The 20,527-nt window shown below is 62.2% G+C and carries 20 protein-coding genes and 3 tRNA genes; 21 read left to right on the forward strand and 2 right to left on the reverse strand.

The window, feature by feature from the left end; genetic code table 11:
• Positions 1 to 33: 33 nt before the first annotated feature.
• The 12 genes from hflX (at position 34) to KVP70_RS26500 (ending at position 10,867) form a co-directional block, all read left to right on the forward strand.
• Entirely contained in the window at positions 34 to 1,203 is a 1,170-nt protein-coding gene (gene hflX, locus KVP70_RS26445) for a GTPase HflX (protein ID WP_217945399.1), read from the forward strand.
• 17 nt (positions 1,204 to 1,220) lie between these two features.
• Positions 1,221 to 2,519, forward strand: a complete 1,299-nt coding sequence (hflK, locus tag KVP70_RS26450) for an FtsH protease activity modulator HflK (protein ID WP_229225104.1) — start codon at positions 1,221 to 1,223, stop codon at positions 2,517 to 2,519.
• Positions 2,519 to 3,433 carry a protease modulator HflC gene (gene hflC, locus KVP70_RS26455; protein WP_217945401.1) on the forward strand — a complete coding sequence of 305 codons (915 nt, stop codon included), beginning with the start codon at positions 2,519 to 2,521 and terminating at the stop codon, positions 3,431 to 3,433. The genes hflK and hflC overlap by 1 nt, the downstream gene beginning before the upstream one ends.
• A gap of 162 nt (positions 3,434 to 3,595) precedes the next feature.
• The gene (locus KVP70_RS26460; RefSeq protein WP_217945402.1) at positions 3,596 to 4,756 is read left to right on the forward strand and encodes an ATP phosphoribosyltransferase regulatory subunit; all 1,161 of its coding nucleotides are present in this window, start codon (positions 3,596 to 3,598) and stop codon (positions 4,754 to 4,756) included.
• 4 nt (positions 4,757 to 4,760) lie between these two features.
• Positions 4,761 to 6,071 (forward strand): adenylosuccinate synthase, encoded by a 1,311-nt coding sequence (locus tag KVP70_RS26465; protein WP_217945403.1) that lies wholly within the window; start codon positions 4,761 to 4,763, stop codon positions 6,069 to 6,071.
• Positions 6,072 to 6,089: 18 nt separating this feature from the next.
• Positions 6,090 to 6,635 carry a phosphoribosyltransferase gene (locus KVP70_RS26470; protein ID WP_217945404.1) on the forward strand — a complete coding sequence of 182 codons (546 nt, stop codon included), beginning with the start codon at positions 6,090 to 6,092 and terminating at the stop codon, positions 6,633 to 6,635.
• Positions 6,636 to 6,874: 239 nt separating this feature from the next.
• Positions 6,875 to 7,543, forward strand: a complete 669-nt coding sequence (locus KVP70_RS26475; RefSeq protein WP_229225105.1) for a choice-of-anchor E domain-containing protein — start codon at positions 6,875 to 6,877, stop codon at positions 7,541 to 7,543.
• Between the two features lie 35 nt (positions 7,544 to 7,578).
• Complete coding sequence (locus KVP70_RS34440) at positions 7,579 to 8,235, forward strand: choice-of-anchor E domain-containing protein (protein WP_229225106.1); 657 nt, start codon at positions 7,579 to 7,581, stop codon at positions 8,233 to 8,235.
• A 67-nt stretch (positions 8,236 to 8,302) separates the two neighbouring features.
• Entirely contained in the window at positions 8,303 to 8,899 is a 597-nt protein-coding gene (locus tag KVP70_RS26485; protein WP_217945405.1) for a MarC family protein, read from the forward strand.
• An 84-nt stretch (positions 8,900 to 8,983) separates the two neighbouring features.
• The gene (locus KVP70_RS26490; RefSeq protein ID WP_217945406.1) at positions 8,984 to 9,271 is read left to right on the forward strand and encodes an autorepressor SdpR family transcription factor; all 288 of its coding nucleotides are present in this window, start codon (positions 8,984 to 8,986) and stop codon (positions 9,269 to 9,271) included.
• Positions 9,268 to 9,903, forward strand: coding sequence for an SdpI family protein (locus KVP70_RS26495; RefSeq protein ID WP_217945407.1), 636 nt, complete (start codon positions 9,268 to 9,270; stop codon positions 9,901 to 9,903). The genes KVP70_RS26490 and KVP70_RS26495 overlap by 4 nt, the downstream gene beginning before the upstream one ends.
• 13 nt (positions 9,904 to 9,916) lie before the next feature.
• Complete coding sequence (locus tag KVP70_RS26500; protein WP_217945408.1) at positions 9,917 to 10,867, forward strand: alpha/beta hydrolase; 951 nt, start codon at positions 9,917 to 9,919, stop codon at positions 10,865 to 10,867.
• A 3-nt stretch (positions 10,868 to 10,870) separates the two neighbouring features.
• Here the strand turns inward: KVP70_RS26500 and uvrB are convergent, their stop codons facing one another.
• The gene (gene uvrB / locus KVP70_RS26505) at positions 10,871 to 12,943 is read right to left on the reverse strand and encodes an excinuclease ABC subunit UvrB (RefSeq protein WP_217945409.1); all 2,073 of its coding nucleotides are present in this window, start codon (positions 12,941 to 12,943) and stop codon (positions 10,871 to 10,873) included.
• Positions 12,944 to 13,056: 113 nt separating this feature from the next.
• On the opposite strand from uvrB, the gene KVP70_RS26510 reads away from it, so the two are divergent.
• From KVP70_RS26510 to KVP70_RS26525, 4 genes are all read left to right on the forward strand, one after another.
• Positions 13,057 to 14,259, forward strand: a complete 1,203-nt coding sequence (locus KVP70_RS26510) for an amino acid aminotransferase (protein ID WP_217945410.1) — start codon at positions 13,057 to 13,059, stop codon at positions 14,257 to 14,259.
• A gap of 52 nt (positions 14,260 to 14,311) precedes the next feature.
• Positions 14,312 to 14,387: transfer RNA gene (locus tag KVP70_RS26515), tRNA-Asn, on the forward strand.
• 177 nt (positions 14,388 to 14,564) lie between these two features.
• Positions 14,565 to 15,935 (forward strand): HD-GYP domain-containing protein, encoded by a 1,371-nt coding sequence (locus tag KVP70_RS26520; RefSeq protein ID WP_217945411.1) that lies wholly within the window; start codon positions 14,565 to 14,567, stop codon positions 15,933 to 15,935.
• A gap of 61 nt (positions 15,936 to 15,996) precedes the next feature.
• Positions 15,997 to 16,072 (forward strand) — tRNA-Asn (locus KVP70_RS26525).
• 208 nt (positions 16,073 to 16,280) lie between these two features.
• Here the strand turns inward: KVP70_RS26525 and KVP70_RS26530 are convergent.
• Positions 16,281 to 17,123: a transporter substrate-binding domain-containing protein gene (locus KVP70_RS26530; protein ID WP_217945412.1), complete on the reverse strand. Its 843-nt coding sequence runs from the start codon at positions 17,121 to 17,123 to the stop codon at positions 16,281 to 16,283.
• 204 nt (positions 17,124 to 17,327) lie between these two features.
• Between KVP70_RS26530 and KVP70_RS26535 the strand changes: the two genes are divergently transcribed.
• From KVP70_RS26535 to KVP70_RS26555, 5 genes are all read left to right on the forward strand, one after another.
• On the forward strand, positions 17,328 to 18,662 hold the full coding sequence (locus tag KVP70_RS26535) for a GAF domain-containing sensor histidine kinase (protein WP_217945413.1): 1,335 nt from the start codon (positions 17,328 to 17,330) through the stop codon (positions 18,660 to 18,662).
• Between the two features lie 124 nt (positions 18,663 to 18,786).
• A complete protein-coding gene (locus KVP70_RS26540) occupies positions 18,787 to 19,407 on the forward strand; it encodes a choice-of-anchor C family PEP-CTERM protein (RefSeq protein WP_217945427.1) in 621 nt (206 codons plus the stop codon).
• Positions 19,408 to 19,466: 59 nt separating this feature from the next.
• Positions 19,467 to 19,542, forward strand: a tRNA-Asn gene (locus tag KVP70_RS26545).
• A gap of 198 nt (positions 19,543 to 19,740) precedes the next feature.
• Positions 19,741 to 20,112, forward strand: a complete 372-nt coding sequence (locus KVP70_RS26550) for a type II toxin-antitoxin system RelE/ParE family toxin (RefSeq protein ID WP_229225108.1) — start codon at positions 19,741 to 19,743, stop codon at positions 20,110 to 20,112.
• 1 nt (position 20,113) lies between these two features.
• Positions 20,114 to 20,425, forward strand: a complete 312-nt coding sequence (locus tag KVP70_RS26555; protein ID WP_217945414.1) for a helix-turn-helix domain-containing protein — start codon at positions 20,114 to 20,116, stop codon at positions 20,423 to 20,425.
• Positions 20,426 to 20,527 lie beyond the last annotated feature (102 nt).

The raw sequence follows: 20,527 nt of genomic DNA on the forward strand, positions 1-20,527 counted from the left end.
CTTCTTCTCAACTCGCCCAGCCTTGACCGTCGTATGCGCGCAGCTCTAGTCGGTATCGATTTCGGTCAGGGCGACTTCGCCGCCAGCGTCGAGGAACTGAACCTGCTGGCACGCTCGGCAGGTGCGGAACCGGTGACGACGATCACGGCCAAGCGTTCCTCACCGGACGCCGCCTATTTCGTCGGCAGCGGCAAGGCCGATGAAATCGGTCTGGCCGTGCTGGATCACGGCGTCGAAATCGTCATCTTCAACCACGCCCTGTCGCCTGCCCAGCAGCGCAACCTGGAAAAGCGCCTGAACATCCGGGTGCTGGACCGCACCAGCCTGATTCTCGATATCTTCGCCCAGCGCGCCGCCTCCCACGAGGGCAAGCTGCAGGTGGAGTTGGCTCAGCTGCAGCATCTGGCCACGCGCCTGATCCGCGGCTGGACCCACCTCGAGCGTCAAAAGGGCGGTATCGGTTTGCGCGGCCCCGGTGAAACCCAGCTCGAGACCGACCGCCGTCTGATCGGCGAGCGGGTCAAGGCCCTGCGCGCGCGCCTGGACAAGCTGCGCAAGCAGCATGAAACCCAGCGCCGTTCGCGCGGCCGCAGCCAGACGTTCTCGGTGTCGCTGGTCGGCTACACCAATGCCGGCAAGTCGACGCTGTTCAATGCCGTCACCAAGGCTGGCGTGTATGTCGCAGATCAATTGTTCGCCACGCTGGACACCACCTCGCGCCGTGTGTACATGGGGCAGGAAGTGGGCAACGTGGTGATCTCGGACACGGTCGGTTTCGTGCGCGAACTGCCGCACCAGCTGGTGGCGGCGTTCCGCGCCACGCTGGAGGAGACCATCCATGCCGATTTGCTGCTGCACGTCGTCGACGCTTCGTCGCCGGTGCGCATGGAGCAGATCGAACAGGTCAACCTGGTGCTCAAGGAAATCGGCGCCGATCATATCCCGCAGATCCTGGTGTGGAACAAGATCGACGCCGCCGGGCTGGAGCCGTCGGTCGAGCGGGATGAATATGATAAGATTTCCCGCGTTTTCCTCAGCGCGCGCACCGGTCAAGGACTGGACCTTTTGCGCGGCGCCATCGTGGAGTGGGCCAAGAACGCGCCGGGTGCCCGGCTCAATCAGGCTTATGACCTTGGCGACACTGGCGAAGAAGCAGCGGAACCGGATAGCAGTCCCACCCTCACTCATGTCGGATCACACTAATGCGTGTCTCGTCACTTATGAAACGTCTCGGCCTGAAGCTGTCGCTGAACGATCCCCAATGGGGCTCGGGCAAAAAAGACGGCAAGCCGCAAGCCAATGAAGGCAAGAAGCCCGGCGAAGGTCCTCCCGACATGGAGCAGCTGTGGCGCGATTTCAATCAGCGCCTGAACAGCTTCTTCGGCCAGAAGAATCGTCCCGACGGCAACGGCGGCGGCAACGGCCCCAGCGGCGGCGGTCGTCCCGACCTGGCCGGCATGCGCGCCACCGCCGGCGCGATCGGCGCCGTGATCGGCCTGATCTGGCTCGCCAGCGGCTCCTTCATCGTGCAGGAAGGCCAGGCCGGCGTGGTCTACACCTTCGGCAAGATCAGCCATGTGACCGGTTCCGGTTTCAACTGGCGCTGGCCGTATCCGTTCCAGAGCGACGAAACCGTCAAGGTCTCGCAGATGCGCATGGTGGAAATCGGCTACCGCAACAACATCAAGAACAAGCAGGCGCGCGAATCGCTGATGCTGACCGATGACGAAAACATCATCGACATCCAGTTCGCCGTGCAGTTCAAGCTGAAAGACCCGGTGGCCTGGCTGGTCAACAACCGCGACGAGGAGGAAACCGTACGCCAGGTGGCAGAGACCTCGATCCGCGAAATCGTCGGCAAGAACAAGATGGACTTCGTGCTGTACGAGGGCCGCGACAAGGTCGCCCTCGAAACCCAGCAGCTGATGCAGCAGATCCTCGACCGCTACGCTTCCGGCGTACTGGTCTCGAACGTGACCCTGCAGGCGGTGCAGCCGCCGGAGCAGGTGCAGGTCGCCTTCGACGACGCCGTGCGCGCAGGGCAGGACCGCGAGCGCCAGAAGAACGAAGGCCAGGCCTACGCCAACGACGTGATTCCTCGCGCGCGCGGCAGCGCCTCGCGCCTGTTGCAGGAAGCCGAGGGCTATCGCTCGATGATCACCGAGAACGCCACCGGCAACGCCTCGCGCTTCAAGCAGGTGCTGGCCGAGTACCAGAAGGCGCCGGGCGTCACGCGCGACCGCATGTACCTGGAAACCATGCAGCAGATCTTCACCAGCACCAGCAAGGTGATGGTCGACGCCAAGTCCGGCAGCAATATGCTGTACCTGCCGCTGGATAAGATGATCGCCCAGGCCGCGGCCACCGACAGCGCCGCCGCAGCCGCCCGCGCCGCCGCGCAGGCCGCCGCCTCGACGTCGTCGTCCGCCTTGCCGGTCGAAGTGATGCCGCAGGTGGAAGTCAGTCGCCAGCGCGATTCACGCGCCCGCGACGCCTTACGTGAACGGGAGGGTCGTTAATGAACCGCATAGCCAGTACCCTCATTGCGGCCTTCGTCGCGTTCCTGCTGCTGTCGTCCACCATGTTCGTGGTCGACCAGCGCAAGTACGCCATCGTGTTCGCGCTGGGCCAGATCAAGGAAGTCATCCGCGAGCCGGGCCTGCATTTCAAGCTGCCGCCGCCGTTCCAGAACGTGGTCTACCTCGATAACCGCATCATGACCATCGAGACCCCGGACGCCGAACGTTTCATCACGGCCGAGAAGATGAACATCCTGGTCGACAGCTTCGTCAAGTGGCGCATCGGCCGCGCCGAGAGCCAGCCCAAGCTGTACTACGTGACCTTCGGCGGCGACGAGGGCCGCGCGCGCGACCGCATGTCGCAGATCGTCAAGGCGGCGCTGAACGAGGAAATCACCAAGCGCACCGTGGGCGAGGTGATCTCGGGCCAGCGCGGCAAGGTGATGGAGGCGATCCGCGCCAAGGTGGTGGCGGAGTCGTCGCAGATCGGCGTCGAGATCATCGACGTTCGCCTCAAGCGCGTCGAGTATGTCGAGCAGATCAACAACTCGGTGTACGAGCGCATGAAGGCCGAGCGCATGCGCGTGGCCAATGAACTGCGTTCGACCGGTAACGCCGAATCGGAGAAGATCCGCGCCGACGCCGACCGCCAGCACGCCGTGATCATCGCCGAAGCCTACCGCGACGCCGAGCAGATCCGCGGCGAGGGCGACGCCAAGGCCTCGGCGATCTACGCCGAAGCGTTCGGCAAGAACCCGGAGTTCTACAAGTTCTACCGCAGCCTGGAAGCCTACCGCGCCACCTTCAAGAATCGCAGCGATGTGATGGTGATGGACCCGAGCTCGGACTTCTTCAAGTACTTCAAGGGCTCCGGCGCCGCCGGTTCGGCAGCTCCGGCCGCCGGCAAGAAGTAAAGCAGGAAAGTAAAGTCTGACCTGCGCCGGGGTGCCGAATGGCTCCCCGGCGTATCTTTTTCCCCTCCCGCAACGCATTTTCGCGTAAAATATCAGGTTCGGCCTTCCGCTTCACGGGCCTCGGCGCGTGCGCCACATTGTTCATTTTTAAACTGCCTCCCCATGCCGAATTGGCTTTTGCCTGAGAATATCGCCGACGTTTTGCCGTCGGAAGCGCGCAAGATTGAAGAGTTGCGTCGTCTGATGCTGGATAATTTCCGTCTGTACGGATATGAACTGGTGATGCCGCCGCTGCTGGAGTACCTGGAGTCGCTGTTGACCGGCGCCGGCCAGGACACCGATCTGCGCACCTTCAAACTGGTGGACCAGCTGTCGGGCCGCATGCTGGGCCTGCGTGCCGACATGACGATCCAGGTGGCGCGCATCGACGCCCACCTGCTCAACCGCGACTCGGTCACCCGCCTGTGCTACGCCGGCAGCGTGCTGCATACCCGTCCGTCGGGCCTGCACGCCACCCGCGAGCCCTTGCAGATCGGCGCCGAGATCTATGGCCACGCCGGCCTGGAAGCGGATGCCGAGATCCAGGAACTGGCGCTGGCGTCGCTGGCCCTGGCCGGCTTCACCGAAGTGCGGCTGGACCTGACGCATGTGGGCGTGCTGCGCGCCATCCTCGAAGGCGACGCCGCAGCGTTGAAGGATGAAGCCCAGCTGTACCTGCTGCTGCGCGCCAAAGACGTGCCGGGCCTGCAGGCGCTGACCAAGAATTATTCGCCGGTGGTGCGCGACGCGCTGCTGGCATTGCCGAACCTGTACGGCGACGTCGATGTATTGAAGCGCGCGCGTGAAGTGCTGCCGGACCTGCCGGGCATAGCCAAGGCGCTGGCCGAGCTGGCCGCATTGGCGGCCTCGGCCATCAATCGCGCCGAAGTGGCGATCGACCTGGCCGACCTGCGCGGTTATCAGTACGAAAGCGGCGCGATGTTTGCGCTGTACGTGCCGGGCCTGCCGAACGCGGTGGCGCGCGGCGGCCGTTACGATCACGTCGGCGAGGCCTTCGGCCGGGCGCGTCCCGCCACCGGCTTCTCGCTCGACCTGCGCGAACTGGCGCGCCTGCTGCCGACCGCGGAGCGCAAGCATTCGATCCGCGCGCCGTGGGGCAATGCGCCGGAATTGAAGGAAAAAATCGCCGAACTGCGCAAGTCCGGCGAGGTCGTGATCCAAAGTATGCCGGGTCACAGCAACGAACTGGACGAGTTCGAGTGCGATCGCGCTCTGGTTCTCGACGATAATGGTAGCAACTGGATTCTTAAAAACTTAGGTTAGTGTGATGTCAAAGAAAAACGCAAAAAACGTCGTCGTCATCGGTACCCAATGGGGCGATGAAGGTAAAGGCAAGATCGTCGACTGGTTGACCGATCATGCACAAGGTGTGGTCCGCTTCCAGGGCGGCCACAACGCTGGTCACACGCTGGTCATCGGCGGCGTCAAGACCGCGCTGCAACTGATCCCGTCGGGCATCATGCGCCCGGGCGTGGCCTGCTACATCGGCAACGGTGTGGTGGTGTCGGTGCCGGACGTGCTGCGCGAAATCGACAAGCTGGAAAAGGTCGGCGTCGAAGTCGCGTCGCGCCTGAAGGTGTCGGATGCGGCCCCTGTGATCCTGCCTTACCACTCGGCGCTCGACCTGGCGCGTGAAGCCAAGCGTGGCGAAGCCAAGATCGGCACCACCGGCAAGGGCATCGGCCCGGCCTACGAAGACAAGGTCGCGCGCCGCGCGATCCGTATCGCCGACCTGCTGAACGAAACCCGTTTCGCCGAAAAGCTGGCCGAGAACCTGGACTACCACAACTTCGTGCTGGAACACTATCTGAAGGCGCCCAAGGTCGACTACCAGAAGACCCTGGACGACGCGCTGGCCTACGTGCCGCGCCTGCGCCCGATGGTGACCGACGTCTCGAGCGCGCTGTACGCCGCGCACAAGGCCGGCGCCAACCTGCTGTTCGAAGGCGCGCAAGGCTCGCTGCTGGACGTCGACCACGGCACCTATCCGTTCGTCACCTCGTCGAACTGCGTGGCCGGCAATGCCGCCGCCGGCGCCGGTGTCGGTCCGAACATGCTGCACTACATCATGGGCATCACCAAGGCCTACACCACCCGCGTCGGCTCCGGCCCGTTCCCTTCGGAACTGCCTACCGATGCGGGCGTCGGCCATCACCTGGCGCAAGTGGGCCATGAATTCGGCACCGTGACGGGCCGCGCCCGCCGCTGCGGCTGGTTCGACGCGGCGCTGCTGCGCCGTTCGGTGCAGATCAACGGCGTGACGGGCATGTGCCTGACCAAGCTGGACGTCCTGGACGGCCTGGAAACGCTGAAGCTGTGCACCGGCTACACCATCGACGGCGTGGCCGTGGACATCTTCCCGTCCGGCGCTGAAGAAGCCGCCCGTTGCGTGCCGGTGTACGAAGAAATGCCGGGTTGGACCGACAGCACCGTGGGCGCCAAGTCGCTGGCGGCGCTGCCTGCCACCGCCCGCGCTTACATCAAACGTATCGAAGAGTTGGTCGGCGTGCCGGTTGACATGGTATCGACCGGCCCGGATCGTGAGGAAACGATCGTGCTGCGTCATCCATTCGAGTAATAAAAGGATTGCACAAAAATGACGACCCCACAAACGAACGACAAACACCTCTGGGTCTCCTGGGATGAATACCACCGCCTGATCGAGCGCCTGGCGCTCAAGGTGCACGAGTCCGGCTGGAAGTTCGACCAGGTGCTGTGCCTGGCGCGCGGCGGCGTGCGTCCCGGCGACGTGTTCTCCCGTATCTTCGACGTACCGCTGGCGATCCTGTCGACCAGCTCGTACCGCGAGGAAGCCGGCACCGTGCGCGGCGACCTGGACATCGCCAAGTACATGACGATGACCAAGGGCCCGTTGAGCGGCCGCATTCTGCTGGTCGACGACCTGGCGGATTCGGGCGTCACGCTGGTCAAGGTGATGAAGCATTTGACCGACAACTTCGAAGGCGTGACCGAAGTGCGTTCGGCGGTGATCTGGACCAAGGGCAGCTCGGTGTTCAAGCCGGACTACCAGATGGAAGAACTGCCGCACAACCCATGGATCCACCAGCCGTTCGAAGACTACGACGGCATCCGTCCGCACCAGCTGGCGGCATGGATCAAGAAGGGCGAGAGCGGCAACTAAGCCGGTTTATTGCTCGACAGAAAAGCGGCCACTGGCCGCTTTTCTTATTTGTATGCCATCGACAACAAATACATTCTTAAATACAACTAAAGTTGCAAATACTATCTGTTAGATGTGTAAAAAGAAATGCAATTAGGATATTTTGTGTTAAGATTGCTTTAATTATGCAAGTGTCAGCAGGTAGCATGCCCGCCGCCACCTCACAGCGCCGCAACTGGGCAAATTTTTAAGGGAATAGAATGAAATTGAAGAACTTTGCAGCCGCAGCAATTTGCGTAGCCGCTGGCGCGTTCGCGGCTCCTGCGATGGCCGATACCGCCACCTATGACATCACTGCCTTTGGTCCAAGCTACACCGATCTGTTGACCGAATTGAGCGTTAAGCAATTCGACCCGACCAAGGGTATCCTGACCGGCATCAGCATCTCCTACACGTCGACCGTGTCCGGCGAGGTACTGCTGTCCAATTCCAAGAATGTCAACAAGCAAGTCGACATCGACCTGTCGTCGACGATGACCCTGACGCTGCCGGACCACTCGGTATTTGGCACTGACACCAAGTCCCTGTTCTCGAGCACCGTCACGTCGTACAAGAAGACCACCGACGTGCTGGCTGGCCAGGGCAGCGCCGTATTGTCGGCCTCCGGCAATTTGAACAGCGGTTACTTCGCCATGTTCACCGGTCACGGCAACGTTACGGGCCTGTTGGCCGTCACCGCAGTCAGCAGCGCTGATAGCCCGAGCGGCATCACTGCGGACTACACCACGTCGGCCACCGGCCTGGGTCAAGTCACCTACACCTATAACGCAGCCCCAGTACCAGAGCCGGAAACCTACGGCATGCTGCTGTTGGGCTTGGGCCTCGTCGCCTTCGCAGCCAAGCGCAAATCGCGCTCGACGCAGGCTTAAGACTAGACTCTCACGACATCGATTGCGGATATAAAATGAAAAAATTCACGAAGACCCTGTTTGTGGCTGCGGCCATGACTGTCGCTTTTGGCGCGCATGCTGCGACCAAGCAGACCACCCCGATTATTACGCTCGCCATTCAAGACGTTGAATCCAATGCTGGCGCGCTGAGCTTTGCCCAGTTCAACGGCAACCTGGGCACGCTGACTTCGGTTCAGTTCGAGCTGTTCAATACCATCTACGGCACGATCGACATCAAGAACAAGGCAACCAGCGGCGCTGTGTCGACCTTCACCGTCCATACCGGCGGCGACTTGACCGCCACCCTGGCTGGCAAGACTGTCACCACCGGTAACTGGATCGATCCAAGCTTCACCCTGGCCGCCGGCGCCAGCAAGCACAGCGACGTCGACGCGCTGACCACCAGCAATGCGCTGACCTTCAGCCAGCCAAGTGACCTGAGTGCCTTCATCGGCGGCGGCACTTACTCGGCTAGCCTGTCCGGTGTTTCTGGCCAGGCGCTGACCTCGGGCGGCAATGCCAAATACGGCACCGACATCCTGATGGACGGCTACGCCCATGTGACCTATACCTATGAGACCGCACCAGTGCCGGAACCAGAAACCTACGCCATGCTGCTGGCTGGCCTGGGCCTGATGGGTGTGGTGGCACGCCGCCGCAAATCGGTTTAAGCCGAATCTGGTGGTACACTGCAAACGGGAGCTTCGGCTCCCGTTTTTCATCTGACCCAGGGATGCCATGACCCAGAACTTCTTCCAGACCTTCATCCTGCTGCTGCTGGTGACCGACCCGTTCGGCAACGTGCCGCTGTTTGCCAGCGTGCTCAACCCGGTGCCGGTGGAGCGCCGCTCGCGCATCGTCATCCGCGAGTGCGCGATCGCCTTCGTGCTGCTGCTGGTCTTCATGTTCTTCGGCCGCCACTTCCTGACCGCGCTGCAATTGTCGGAGGTGTCGCTGCGCATCGGCGGCAGCGTGATCCTGCTGCTGATCTCGATCCGCATGATCTTCCCGCATCCGGACGGCGTGCTGGGCCGCACCGAGGGAGGTGAACCCTTCATCGTGCCGCTGGCGATCCCGGCGCTGGCAGGGCCGTCGGCGCTGGCCACGGTGCTGCTGTTCTCGCGCGAGAGCACCGGCGAGGTGCTGGTGCACGTGGCGGCGCTGGCGGCCGTGGGCCTGGTCTGGCTGGCCGTGTTCCTCAGCGCCGAGAAGCTGCAGAAAGTCCTCGGCCCTCAGGTGATGACGGCCTTCGAACGGCTGATGGGCCTGATCCTGACGGCGATGTCGGTCGAAATGCTGCTCGGCGGCATACGCGAGTTCGTCAAGACGCTTTAGTGCGGCGAGGCGGGGAGGGTGCTTGACTTGGCCCTCAAGTCGGCCTATATTTAGATAACTGTCTAATTAGATGACTGCCTTAATATGAGTGCTTCCAACAACGCCTTCAAAGCCATCGCCGATCCGGCGCGGCGCGAGATATTGCGCCTGCTGCGTTCCGGCGAGATGACGGCCGGCGACCTGGCGGCGCATTTCGATATGAGCAAGCCGACCATGTCGCATCACTTCGCGGTGCTGGCCGACGCCGACCTGATTACGCGCCGGCGCGAAGGGCAGACCATCTGGTACGGCTTGAACACCACGGTGCTCCAGGATGTGCTGTCATGGATGATGGACCTGGCCGGCGCCGAAACCAAAGGGAGGAAAAAGTGAAAACCCGTTATCTGCTGTTTTGCGCCTTGCTGATTGGCGTCGCCAGCGCGGCCACCATCCACTTCTGGCCGCAGTTGCCCGCGCGGGTGCCGGTGCACTGGAACGCCGGCGGCGTGGCCGATGGCTATGGCCCCAAGGCGGCCTTGTGGTTGCTGGGCCCCGGCATGATGGCGATGGTGGCCTGGCTGGGCGTGGTGATGCCCGCGATCTCGCCGCGCCGCTTCGAGATCAACGGTTTTGAATCGACCTACTACTATCTGAGCGGCGTCGTGGTCGGCCTGCTTGCCTATGTCTACGCGCTGGTGCTGGCGGCCTCGCTGCAGGTCTTGGTGCCGATGGGGACGGCCATCCCTGCCGGCATATTCGTGCTGCTTATTTTGGCCGGCAACCCGTTGGGCAAGGTGCGCCGCAATTTCTTCATGGGCATCCGCACGCCTTGGACCCTGGCCAGCGAGCGCGTGTGGTACGCCACGCACCGGCTGGCCGCGCGGCTGATGGTCGCCAGCGGCTTGCTGGGACTGTTCGCCCTCTGGCTGGGCGCCCCGATATGGGCCTTGCTGGCGCTGATGCTGGCCTGGGCGCCGCTGGCGGTAGGCTATTCGCTGCTGCTCTACAAACGTCTTCCTCACTGATCGGAGAATTGGTATGCGCTTCAAGCTATTGCTGTCTTTGTTGATGTTGTCGGTGTCGGTCCATGCTGCCCAGCGGCCGGTGTCGCTGGATGTGGGCGGCGGCACCTTGTATGGCACGGAGCTGCTGCCTGACGGCGGCGGCAAGTTCCCCGTGGTGCTGCTGCACGCCGGTTCCGGCCCGACTGACCGCGACGGTAACAACCGGCTGCTGCCGGGGCCCAACGATTCGTTGCGCATGGTGGCCGAGGCGCTGGCCCAGCGCGGTATCGCGTCGGTGCGCTACGACAAGCGCGCCATTGGCGCCAGCGCGCTGCCGGTGTGGAAGGAGCAGGATCTGCGGCTGGACGACTACATCGACGATGCCACCGCGTGGCTGCGCAAGCTGCGCGCCGATCCGCGCTTCTCGCGCGTGGTGATGGCGGGGCACAGCGAAGGCGCGCAGATCGCCGCCGAGGCCTGCAGGCTGGCGGCCACCGATGCCTGCGTGCTGATCGCCGGCGCCGGCCATCCGCTCGACGACATCCTGCGCGAGCAGCTCAAGTCCAAGCTGCCGCCGGAACTGGAAGCGCAGAACGAACGCATACTGGCCGCACTCAAGCAGGGCAAGACGGTCGACGATGTGCCGCCAGGCTTGATGATGTTGTATCACCCGTCGGTGCAGCCGTATCTGATCTCGTCGCTGAAGCATGACCCGCGCACGGCGATCGCGGCGCTGACGATGCCGGTGCTGATCCTGCAAGGCACGTCGGACATCCAGGTACAGCCGTCGGAAGCGAAGGTGCTGGCCGCCGCCGCGCCGAAGGCCAAGCTGGTGGTGGTGGAAGGCATGAACCATCTGCTGAAGATGGTCGGCGACGATGAGGCCATGCAGCAGAAATCCTACGGCAGCCCCGAGTTTCCGGTGGCGCCGCAGCTGATCGACGCCTTGAGTACTTTCATCAAGGCGCCGTCAGCCAGCAAGTAAGCCTCAGGCGATATTGTCCGCGCCCGGCGCGCCGAACAGCTGCTGCTTGAGGTGATGCAGCTGGTCGCGCACCTGCGCGGCCTTCTCGAACTCCAGGTTCTTGGCGTGATCGAGCATGGTCTTCTCCAGGCGCTTGATCTCCTTGCTGATCTGCTTCTCGCTCATGGATTCGTACTTGGCCGTCTCCTGCGCCACCTGCAGCTCCTCCTTCGCATCCTGCGGGCTGTATACGCCGTCGATCATGTCGCGGATCACCTTGTGCACGCCGCGCGGCACGATGCCGTTGGCGGTGTTGAAGGCGATCTGCTTGGCGCGGCGGCGTTCTGTCTCGCCGATGGCGCGCTCCATTGAATCGGTCATGCGGTCCGCGTACAGCAGCGCCACACCGTTCAGGTTACGCGCCGCGCGGCCGATGGTCTGGATCAGCGAGCGTTCGGAGCGCAGGAAGCCTTCCTTGTCGGCGTCCAGGATCGCCACCAGCGACACCTCCGGCAAATCCAGGCCTTCGCGCAGCAGGTTGATCCCCACCAGCACGTCGAAGGTGCCCAGGCGCAGGTCGCGCAGCAGCTCGACCCGCTCCACCGTTTCGATATCGCTGTGCAGATAGCGCACCTTGATGCCGTGATCGCTCAGGTATTCGGTCAGCTGTTCCGACATGCGCTTGGTCAGCGTGGTCACCAGCACGCGCTCGTTCTTGGCGACGCGCAGCGTGATCTCGGACATCAGGTCGTCCACCTGCGAGCTGGCCGGACGCACGATGATCAGCGGGTCCACCAGGCCGGTCGGACGCACCACCTGCTCGACCACCTGGTCGGCGTGGGTGCGCTCGTATTCGGCCGGGGTGGCGGAGACGAACACCGTCTGCCGCATCTTCTGCTCGAACTCCTCGAACTTCAGCGGCCGGTTGTCCATCGCGGACGGCAGGCGGAAACCGTAGTCCACCAGGTTGGCCTTGCGCGAACGGTCGCCGTTGTACATGGCGCTCAGCTGGCCGATCAGCACGTGCGACTCGTCGAGGAACATCAGCGCGTCTTTCGGGAGGTAGTCGACCAGCGTCGGCGGCGGTTCGCCGGGCAGGGCGCCGCTCAGGTGGCGCGAGTAGTTCTCGATGCCCTTGGTGAAGCCGATTTCGGCCATCATCTCCAGGTCGAAGCGGGTGCGCTGTTCCAGGCGCTGTTCCTCGATCAGCTTGTTCTCCTTGCGGTAGAACTCCAGCCGCTCGCGCAGCTCCACCTTGATGGTCTCGATCGCGCGCAGCACGGTCGAACGCGGCGTGACGTAGTGCGAACCCGGATAGACGGTGAAGCGCGGGATCTTCTGCTTGACGCGGCCGGTCAGTGGATCGAACAGCTGGATCGATTCCAGCTCGTCGTCGAACAGGTCCAGGCGCACCGCCAGTTCCGCATTCTCGGCCGGGAAGATGTCGAGCGTGTCGCCGCGCACGCGGAAGGTGCCGCGGCCGAAGTCCACTTCGTTGCGGGTGTACTGCATCTGGATCAAACGGGCGATGATGTCGCGCTGCGACACGCGGTCCTTGGTGCGCAGCGTCAAAATCATCTGGTGGTATTCGGTCGGGTTACCGATACCGTAGATCGCCGACACGGTGGCGACGATGATGACGTCGCGCCGCTCCATCAGCGACTTGGTGCAGGACAGGCGCATCTGCTCGATGTGCTCATTGATGGACGAATCCTTTTCAATGAACAGGTCGCGCTGCGGCACATAGGCTTCCGGCTGGTAGTAGTCGTAGTAGGAGACGAAGTATTCGACCGCGTTCTCCGGGAAGAATTCGCGGAACTCCGAATACAGCTGCGCGGCCAGCGTCTTGTTCGGGGCGAAGACGATGGCGGGGCGTCCCTTGCGGGCGATCACGTTGGCCATCGTGTAGGTCTTGCCGGAACCGGTCACGCCGAGCAGGGTCTGGAAGGACAGGCCGTCGTCGATGCCCTCGCACAGCAGGTTGATCGCGGTGGGCTGGTCGCCGGCCGGCGGGAAGGGTTGGTGCAGCTTGAACGGCGAGTCCGGGAAGGTAACTACCGTTGCGTTTGGGGTGACTACTACTGGTAAATCCGCCATCTTGTCCGACCTTTGTTAAAATAATGGCCTGCCAGCGGCCTGAAGCAGTTTTTCATTGGGCGCTGTCTACCTTCAACCGCTGCGTACCGCTTCCAATCGAATCCAATCTTATCATGACGAATCCTAGCTTGTTCAGCGCCATCGACATGGCACCACGCGACCCTATCCTGGGCATTACCGAAGCTTTCAACGCCGACCAGAATCCGGCCAAAATCAATCTGGGCGTGGGCGTCTATTATGACGACAACGGCAAAGTGCCGCTGCTGTCGTGCGTGCAGAAAGCCGAAGAGATGCTGATCGCCGCGCCTGCCCCGCGCACCTACCTGCCGATCGAAGGCCTGGCCGCCTACGACAAGGCGGTGCAGGAGCTGGTGTTCGGCGCCGACAGCGCCGTGATTCAAGAGAAGCGCGCCGTGACCGTGCAGGCCATCGGCGGCACCGGCGCACTGAAGATCGGCGCCGACTTCCTGAAGCGCTTCGCGCCCGATTCGCAGGTCTACATCAGCGATCCGAGCTGGGAGAACCACCGCGCGCTGTTCGAGAGCGCCGGTTTCACCGTCAACAACTACGCTTACTACGACGCGGCCACCCATGGCGTGAACTTCGCCGGCATGCTGGCCGACCTGAAGGCCATGCCGCGCGGCTCCATCGTGCTGCTGCACGCCTGCTGCCACAACCCGACCGGCGCCGACCTGAGCTCGGCCCAGTGGGATGAGGTGATCGCCGCCGTGACCAATGGCGGCCTGGTGCCGTTCCTGGACATGGCTTACCAGGGCTTCGGCGCCGGCATCGCCGAAGACGGCGCCGTGGTGCGCCGCTTTGCCGCCGCCGGCGGTCCGCTGCTGGTGTCGAACTCGTTCTCGAAGTCGTTCTCGCTGTACGGCGAGCGCGTGGGCGCGCTGAGCGTGGTCGCCGCCAACGGCGAAGAGGCGAGCCGCCTGATGTCGCAACTCAAGCGCGTGGTGCGCACCAACTATTCGAATCCTCCGGTCCATGGCGGCAAAGTGGTGGCCACCGTGCTGACCACGCCTGAGCTGCGCCAGATGTGGGAAGACGAACTGGCCGGCATGCGCGTGCGCATCAAGGAAATGCGGGTCGCCTTCGTCGCCAAGCTGAAGGCCAAGGCGCCGGCCCATGATTTCGCCTTCGTCAGCGACCAGGTCGGTATGTTCTCGTACTCCGGCCTGAGCAAGGCGCAGGTCGAGCAGCTGCGCGCGCAGTCGATCTACGCGGTCGACACCGGCCGGATCTGCGTCGCCGCGCTCAATTCCCGCAACATTGACATCGTTATTGACGCGATCGCCAAAGTCCTTTAAAATCTTGCTTCTTCGGGTTGAGCGACTAAGCTTAACCTGAATGTAGTGCTAATCCCTGATAGCTCAGTTGGTAGAGCGACGGACTGTTAATCCGCAGGTCCCTGGTTCGAGTCCAGGTCGGGGAGCCAGAATACGAAAGCCGCATGTGTGCCTAAACGCCACATGCGGTTTTTTTGTTTGCGCGCCACGGGCGGTAAATCTGGTTTTTATTTCTACGTAGTAATCTATGTTGCAATCCGGTAACCTTTCAACTATCATTTTGGTAGTTGAAATTACGGCCTTGCGCCGCTACCGGAAGGAACCCCATGTCAGCCCTGCACGCCGCCCCTGTCAATCGCCACTACCTGGAAAAGGTGATGTCGGTGGCTGAAGTCATGGAGGTGGAAGTGATCGTGGACATCCTCGACGTGCGCGGCTTGAAGCTGGTCGCCAAGGGCACCCAGGTCACCCGCGCGCTCCAGGAAAAGCTGATCCTGCATAAATTGCGGCAACCGTTTGAAAGTTGCGTGCGGGCGAGCGGCAGCGTTGATGCGCGCGCCATCGTCGCCATCGCCAGCCGCCTGATCGATACCAGCCCGTCGGTGGCGCACATTGTGCGCGCCACCAGCAAGGGCGGCGCCTCGGTGCTGGCGCAGTTGGGGAAGCTGGAATTCGGCAGCGCGCTGGAGATGATGCTGACCGTGGCCGACCGCAGCGGGGCCCATGCGCTGGAACACGCGGTGCTGGTCAGCCTGCTGTCCATCTGCATGGCGCAGAAGCAGGGCCTGAGCGAGCCGGATCAGATGGTGGCCGGCCTGTCGGGCATGCTGCACGATATCGGCGAGCTGTACATCGAGCCGGCCCACCTGGCGCGCGGCAGGCGGCTGCTGCCGCACGAGTGGTCGCACGTGGTCGTGCATCCGCGCATCGGACAGATGCTGATCGACGAGCTGGGCGGCTATCCGTTCGCGGTCGGCCGGGCGGTGGCCGAGCATCACGAGCGCTTCGACGGCAGTGGCTATCCGCGCCAGATCTGCGGCGACCAGATCAGCGCGCCGGGCCAGGCGGTGGCGGTGGCGGAGATGATCGCCGGCCTGTTGCTGAAGGATCATCCGCTGGAGCGGGCCGAGCTGGCGCTAAAGATCATTCCCGGCGAACACTCGCATCAGTTGCTGTCGGCCATCTCGGGCGCGTTGCGGATGGCGGCCCCGGAAGTGGGCGCCGATCCGGTCCGCGCCCAGGGCGGGGAGGGCGTGGGACGCCTGTTTGCCCGCATTGCGGCCATCCTCGACATCGGCGAGGGATTGACGGCGGGCGCGGCGGCGAAGTCGCCCAGCACGCTGCAGCTATTGCACAAGACGATGGAGCGGGTGCGCAATATCCGGCGGGCGTTCATCAGCACTGGCCTGGACGTGTACTTGCGGCCGGAGCCGGACCTGGGCGCGGGGACGGACGACATGCTGCTGTTTGAGCGCGAAGTGGCCTGCCGGGAAATTCAATGGCGGCTGCGCGACATCGCGCGCGACCTGGCGTTGCAAACCACGACCCCGGACGAGCGGCTGGCGCTGGCGCCGCTGGTGCGGATGCTGGATGATGACTTGCCCGGCGAGCCGGCAGGTGAAGCCGGCGTTGTCATGCCGCCAAGACGCCTGCACACCGGCGCCGGCGTGGCGAATGTGCGGCGCCAAGGTGGCTGAGGAAAATTTTTCCCCAAGGGGAAGCCAAATTGGCTGTGAGCAGCTATAATATCGCCTCTTTTCCCTGATAGCTCAGTTGGTAGAGCGACGGACTGTTAATCCGCAGGTCCCTGGTTCGAGTCCAGGTCGGGGAGCCAGAATTTTAGTGGTACAGAATCAAGGGGTTGCATGCTGAGGCGTGTAGTCCCTTTTTTCGTTTTTGGAGATGCGTGAGCGCCAGCAGCGCGCAGCGCGCGGCTATTTCTGCGAACGGAACGGAAACCTCAGCGGAGCCCAGCACCCGCCAGTCATGGGGAGAGCTTGCGAGCAGAACCAATCATCTGTCTTGATATTGCTCAGCCATCACTAGTGAAGCATCTCGCTGAGGTTTTTGCATTTCTGCGGCGCCAGTTCCGGCCGGAATTGGCAATCCAGCGCGATGAAGAAGTCGCGCGTGACGCCGTAGTCGCTTTGGTAGCGAGCCAGGATGCGGTCGATTTCCCCGCTGGCGTAAAGTTGCGTGATGCCTCGCTCAAACATATCCCGCTGAGCCTCCGTGCGGAACCGCATCCAGTAGAATTTTCCCGGTCCCAATACGTCGTGGTACGCCAATTCCGGCTCGGCATGGCGCTTTTGCGGCAACTGTTGCTTGAGGTAATAGCGGAACACATCGGGCTGCGAAATAATCACGTCCGTGCGGTCCAGGAAGAGCGTGCCGGAAGGCATGGTGGTCGCTTCCCGGTATTGCGGATGATTCGCCGTCGCTGCGGCGTAGGCCGGCCCCAGCGCCTTTTGCGCGTTGCGGAACGCGGTCACCCGATACTTCTTCAACTCATCCATGCTCGACAGCGTTGGAATCCGGCTGCGCAAGGTAATCGCCATATTGTGGAAATACGTAACCGGCCACCGGCTCAGATAACCGTCCGGTGATTGTCCTGGAGCGGATGCCGTGGTGACGTCGAACAAGCCCTGACGAAATTGCTCATCAAAACGCACGTTGGGCAAATAGAGAAATTCGACGTTGACCTGCTGCGACGCGAACGCGGCGCGCAGCACGTCGGCAAACAAACCTGATGCGTGGTCCGACAGCACGAACGGCGCGATCACGCTTTGCAACCCTATCTTGATGGAAGCTGGGTGGGCTGGCGCTGGTTCTGCGGCGGGGCTAGCAGCGGCAGTCGCGGCAAAAACTACGGCGGTTAACCACATCGGCGGCCCCATCGGTCAAGTTGGCTCGCATCATTATAGTCAGATTGTTTCGGGGTTTGCATCCCCCTCCGGTGAGGCGACGCCGACTGGTGCCACCAGCGCGGCCGCATAATATTTCACAGATTTCTTGCAAATGGGCCTACCATTTGCCAATCAACACGCAATTTGTGTCCCTTGTACCGACTGATCAAGGAGCTCGCCGTTATGTTCCAACAACGTGTCGTCTCGGACGATTTCCTGGGAAAGTGGCAGCAGACCACGAATGTGATGGCGGGCATCTTCGACGTGCCGGCCGGCCTGATTATGCGCGTCGGGCCGGAACAGATCGAGGTGTTGGTGTCCAGCCATACGCCAGGCAATCCGTATGAGGCGTACGAGAAAGCCAAGCTGAACACCGGCCTGTACTGCGAAACGGTGATGGCAACCCGGTCGCTGCTGCATGTGCCGCATGCGCTCGAAGACGAGCACTGGAAGGACAATCCCGATGTCGCGCTGAACATGATCTCGTATCTTGGCGTGCCGCTGCTGTGGCCGGACGACGAGGTATTCGGCACGATCTGCGTACTTGACAGCAAGAAGCGCTCATATCAGCAGCGTTACGTCGATTTGCTGTGGGAAATCAAGAAGGCGATCGAGGCGGACTTCAGGCTCATGGAGCAGCAACAGAAGTTAATATCAAGCAATGCCGACCTGCTCGACGCCAACCGGGCGTTGTCCGTCAGCAACGGCGAATTGAAGGCGGCGCTGGACAAGATCGGCGCGATGCAAGCCGAATTGCTGCGCGCGGAAAAGATGTCGGCCCTGGGCAACCTGGTGGCCGGCGTCGCGCATGAGCTCAATACGCCGATCGGCAACGGGCTGTTGGTCGCCAGCACACTCAAGAGCAACGTCGGAACGATCGCCAGGGAGCTGGCGACGGGCGTCACACGCAAGCATATGGACGACTTCATCGGCGGTGTCGACCAGGGCGCCGATATCCTGCTGCACTGCCTGGGGCGGGCGGCTGAGCTGGTGGACAGTTTCAAACAGGTCGCGGTGGACCAATCCAGCAGGCGCCGGCGTCAATTTGACCTGAGAAAGACTTTCGGCGAGATCCTGGCGACCGTGGGCACGCTCATCCGCCAGAGCGGCCACCAGGTGCTGTGCGAGGTGGAGGGCGACATCACCATGGACAGCTACCCCGGCGCGCTGGAGCAGGCGCTGCTCAACCTGATCAACAATGCCTTGGTGCATGCCTTCCCCGACGGGGAGCAAGGGCAGATCCGCATCGCTGCCTGCCGGCGCGCCGACGATTTTGTGGAGATTAGCGTTGCCGACGACGGCATCGGCATCCCGCAAGCCAATCTGGTGCGCGTGTTCGAGCCATTCTTTACCACCCGGCTGGGGCAGGGTGGCAGTGGCTTGGGGCTGCACGTGGTCTACAACCAGGTAACGACCGCCTTGTGCGGCAGCGTGCAGGTGATGAGCGAGCCAAGCCGCGGCGCTTGCTTCACGTTGCGGGTGCCGCGCGTGGCGCCGGCAAGTCCGTCCCCGGCCTAGGCTAACTTGTTGCTTTCAAAATGTTTCCAAAATGAAACCATTGATGTTTTCTTGTTATCGTATACCATGGCATTAACTCTAGGAAAACCTAGTTGCTGTTGTGATACTAAATGGGGGAAATAAGATGTCAAAAATTAAAAAACTGGCTGCAATCGCTGCGTTGGCCGCGCTGGCTCCTCTGGCGCACGCATCGTCGGAGTTGATTGTTAATGGTGGCTTCGAGTCCGCCGCGAACGCCTTCAGCGGCAATTTCGTCACACTGGGCTCCGGCCTGGATGGCTGGACCATCAACGCCGGCACCGTGGACCTGATCCACAGCTACTGGCAGCCTGCCGGCGGCAGCTACAGCCTGGACCTGAATGGCGGCAGCGCCGGCACGATTTCCCAGTCGTTCGCCACCACGGTCGGCGGCACCTATAACGTCAGCTTCAGCCTGGCCGGCAATCACGACGGCGGCGGCGACAAGACCATTACCGTGGGCGTGACCGATCCGCACAGCTTCTCGTTCGCCCTGGCCGGCAGCTCGCACAGCGCCATGGGCTGGCAAAACGAGAGCTTCAGCTTTGTCGCCACCTCGGCCCTGAGCACGCTGACCTTCGCCGGCAATCCTGCCAATACCTACTACGGCGCGGCGCTGGACAACGTCTCGGTCACCGCGGCTGTGCCTGAGCCGGAAACCTATGCCATGCTGCTCGCTGGCCTGGGTCTGGTGGGCGCGATTGCGCGTCGCCGTCGCCCTGCATAAAAAAAATTCACGGCGGGGTCGCCAAATCCATTTTGAGCGGATATAATTCGGGCCTCAAATCCCTGATAGCTCAGTTGGTAGAGCGACGGACTGTTAATCCGCAGGTCCCTGGTTCGAGTCCAGGTCGGGGAGCCAGAATACAGTAGCACGCCAAAAACCCAGCCCTAACCCGGTTGGGTTTTTGCGTTTTAGGACCCGTTTATTTGCGCATAGTGGCCCTTTGTTGTGGCCAGTTGGGCTGGGGATGGCCCATCCCTACGATTTGGCTCTGGCGCTTGGCCTACTTGAAAAACCGAACGTCGATGACGTTTTTTTCTTGAGTGGTAGACGTCAATGACGTATCATCGAGGAATGGAGACGAAACCCATCACCATCGTTGAGACGCCTGCATTCCTGAATTTAGCCAGGGCGCTCTGGACAAATGAGGAACGGGCCGAATTGATTGACTATGTAGCCCGCAATCCGGAAAGCGGGGATGTTATTCCTGCGACTGGTGGAGTTCGAAAACTGCGATGGGCCAGGGCCGGAGCAGGTAAGCGCGGCGGCGCACGGGTGATCTATTTCTACTATCACGCAAACGCGCCGATCTACATGTTGCTCGCCTATGCAAAGGCTGCGAGTGTTGACATGACGCCAGACCAGAAACGGCAAGTAACGAAACTAACGGCGGCGCTGAAAGATCATCACGCCGTGAAAGGGGATTGAGATGGGAGCTGATTTTGGTAATGACTTGATCGAGAGCCTCAATCAGGCCGTTGCTCATGCCCAGGGGCAGTCGAAAGCCGCGCAGGTGCATGTGTTGCGCGTCCCCAATGTACGCACGCTGCGCCAGAGCTTGAAGATGTCCCAGCAAACTTTTGCGTCGACCTTCCGTATTCCACTGGCAACGCTCAAAGGTTGGGAGCAGGGAAGGCGTCAGCCTGATGCGACTGCCGCTGCCTACCTGAGTGTCATCGAAAAGATGCCGATAGAAGCACAAGCCGCGCTCGCGCCGATCCGTGCCGCAGCGGAAGTATAGGTATTGAATGGGCGCCCCTCGTGAGGACATTATTTTCGGGCAACTGGCAAGACCACCGAACTGTTAATCCGCAGGTCCCTGGTTCGAGTCCAGGTCGGGGAG

The sequence above is a fragment of the Duganella violaceipulchra genome, from assembly GCF_019166075.1.
GTDB lineage: Bacteria > Pseudomonadota > Gammaproteobacteria > Burkholderiales > Burkholderiaceae_D > Rugamonas > Rugamonas violaceipulchra.

Bases quoted from the DNA above. Each gene is read 5' to 3' on its own strand.
- hflX (WP_217945399.1), top strand. From the start codon at position 34: ATGCGCGCAGCTCTAGTCGGTATCGATTTCGGTCAGGGCGACTTCGCC.
- hflK (WP_229225104.1), top strand. From the start codon at position 1,221: ATGAAACGTCTCGGCCTGAAGCTGTCGCTGAACGATCCCCAATGGGGC.
- hflC (WP_217945401.1), top strand. From the start codon at position 2,519: ATGAACCGCATAGCCAGTACCCTCATTGCGGCCTTCGTCGCGTTCCTG.
- KVP70_RS26460 (WP_217945402.1), top strand. From the start codon at position 3,596: ATGCCGAATTGGCTTTTGCCTGAGAATATCGCCGACGTTTTGCCGTCG.
- KVP70_RS26465 (WP_217945403.1), top strand. From the start codon at position 4,761: ATGTCAAAGAAAAACGCAAAAAACGTCGTCGTCATCGGTACCCAATGG.
- KVP70_RS26470 (WP_217945404.1), top strand. From the start codon at position 6,090: ATGACGACCCCACAAACGAACGACAAACACCTCTGGGTCTCCTGGGAT.
- KVP70_RS26475 (WP_229225105.1), top strand. From the start codon at position 6,875: ATGAAATTGAAGAACTTTGCAGCCGCAGCAATTTGCGTAGCCGCTGGC.
- KVP70_RS34440 (WP_229225106.1), top strand. From the start codon at position 7,579: ATGAAAAAATTCACGAAGACCCTGTTTGTGGCTGCGGCCATGACTGTC.
- KVP70_RS26485 (WP_217945405.1), top strand. From the start codon at position 8,303: ATGACCCAGAACTTCTTCCAGACCTTCATCCTGCTGCTGCTGGTGACC.
- KVP70_RS26490 (WP_217945406.1), top strand. From the start codon at position 8,984: ATGAGTGCTTCCAACAACGCCTTCAAAGCCATCGCCGATCCGGCGCGG.
- KVP70_RS26500 (WP_217945408.1), top strand. From the start codon at position 9,917: ATGCGCTTCAAGCTATTGCTGTCTTTGTTGATGTTGTCGGTGTCGGTC.
- uvrB (WP_217945409.1), bottom strand. From the start codon at position 12,943: ATGGCGGATTTACCAGTAGTAGTCACCCCAAACGCAACGGTAGTTACC.
- KVP70_RS26510 (WP_217945410.1), top strand. From the start codon at position 13,057: ATGACGAATCCTAGCTTGTTCAGCGCCATCGACATGGCACCACGCGAC.
- KVP70_RS26520 (WP_217945411.1), top strand. From the start codon at position 14,565: ATGTCAGCCCTGCACGCCGCCCCTGTCAATCGCCACTACCTGGAAAAG.
- KVP70_RS26530 (WP_217945412.1), bottom strand. From the start codon at position 17,123: ATGTGGTTAACCGCCGTAGTTTTTGCCGCGACTGCCGCTGCTAGCCCC.
- KVP70_RS26535 (WP_217945413.1), top strand. From the start codon at position 17,328: ATGTTCCAACAACGTGTCGTCTCGGACGATTTCCTGGGAAAGTGGCAG.
- KVP70_RS26540 (WP_217945427.1), top strand. From the start codon at position 18,787: ATGTCAAAAATTAAAAAACTGGCTGCAATCGCTGCGTTGGCCGCGCTG.
- KVP70_RS26550 (WP_229225108.1), top strand. From the start codon at position 19,741: ATGACGTATCATCGAGGAATGGAGACGAAACCCATCACCATCGTTGAG.
- KVP70_RS26555 (WP_217945414.1), top strand. From the start codon at position 20,114: ATGGGAGCTGATTTTGGTAATGACTTGATCGAGAGCCTCAATCAGGCC.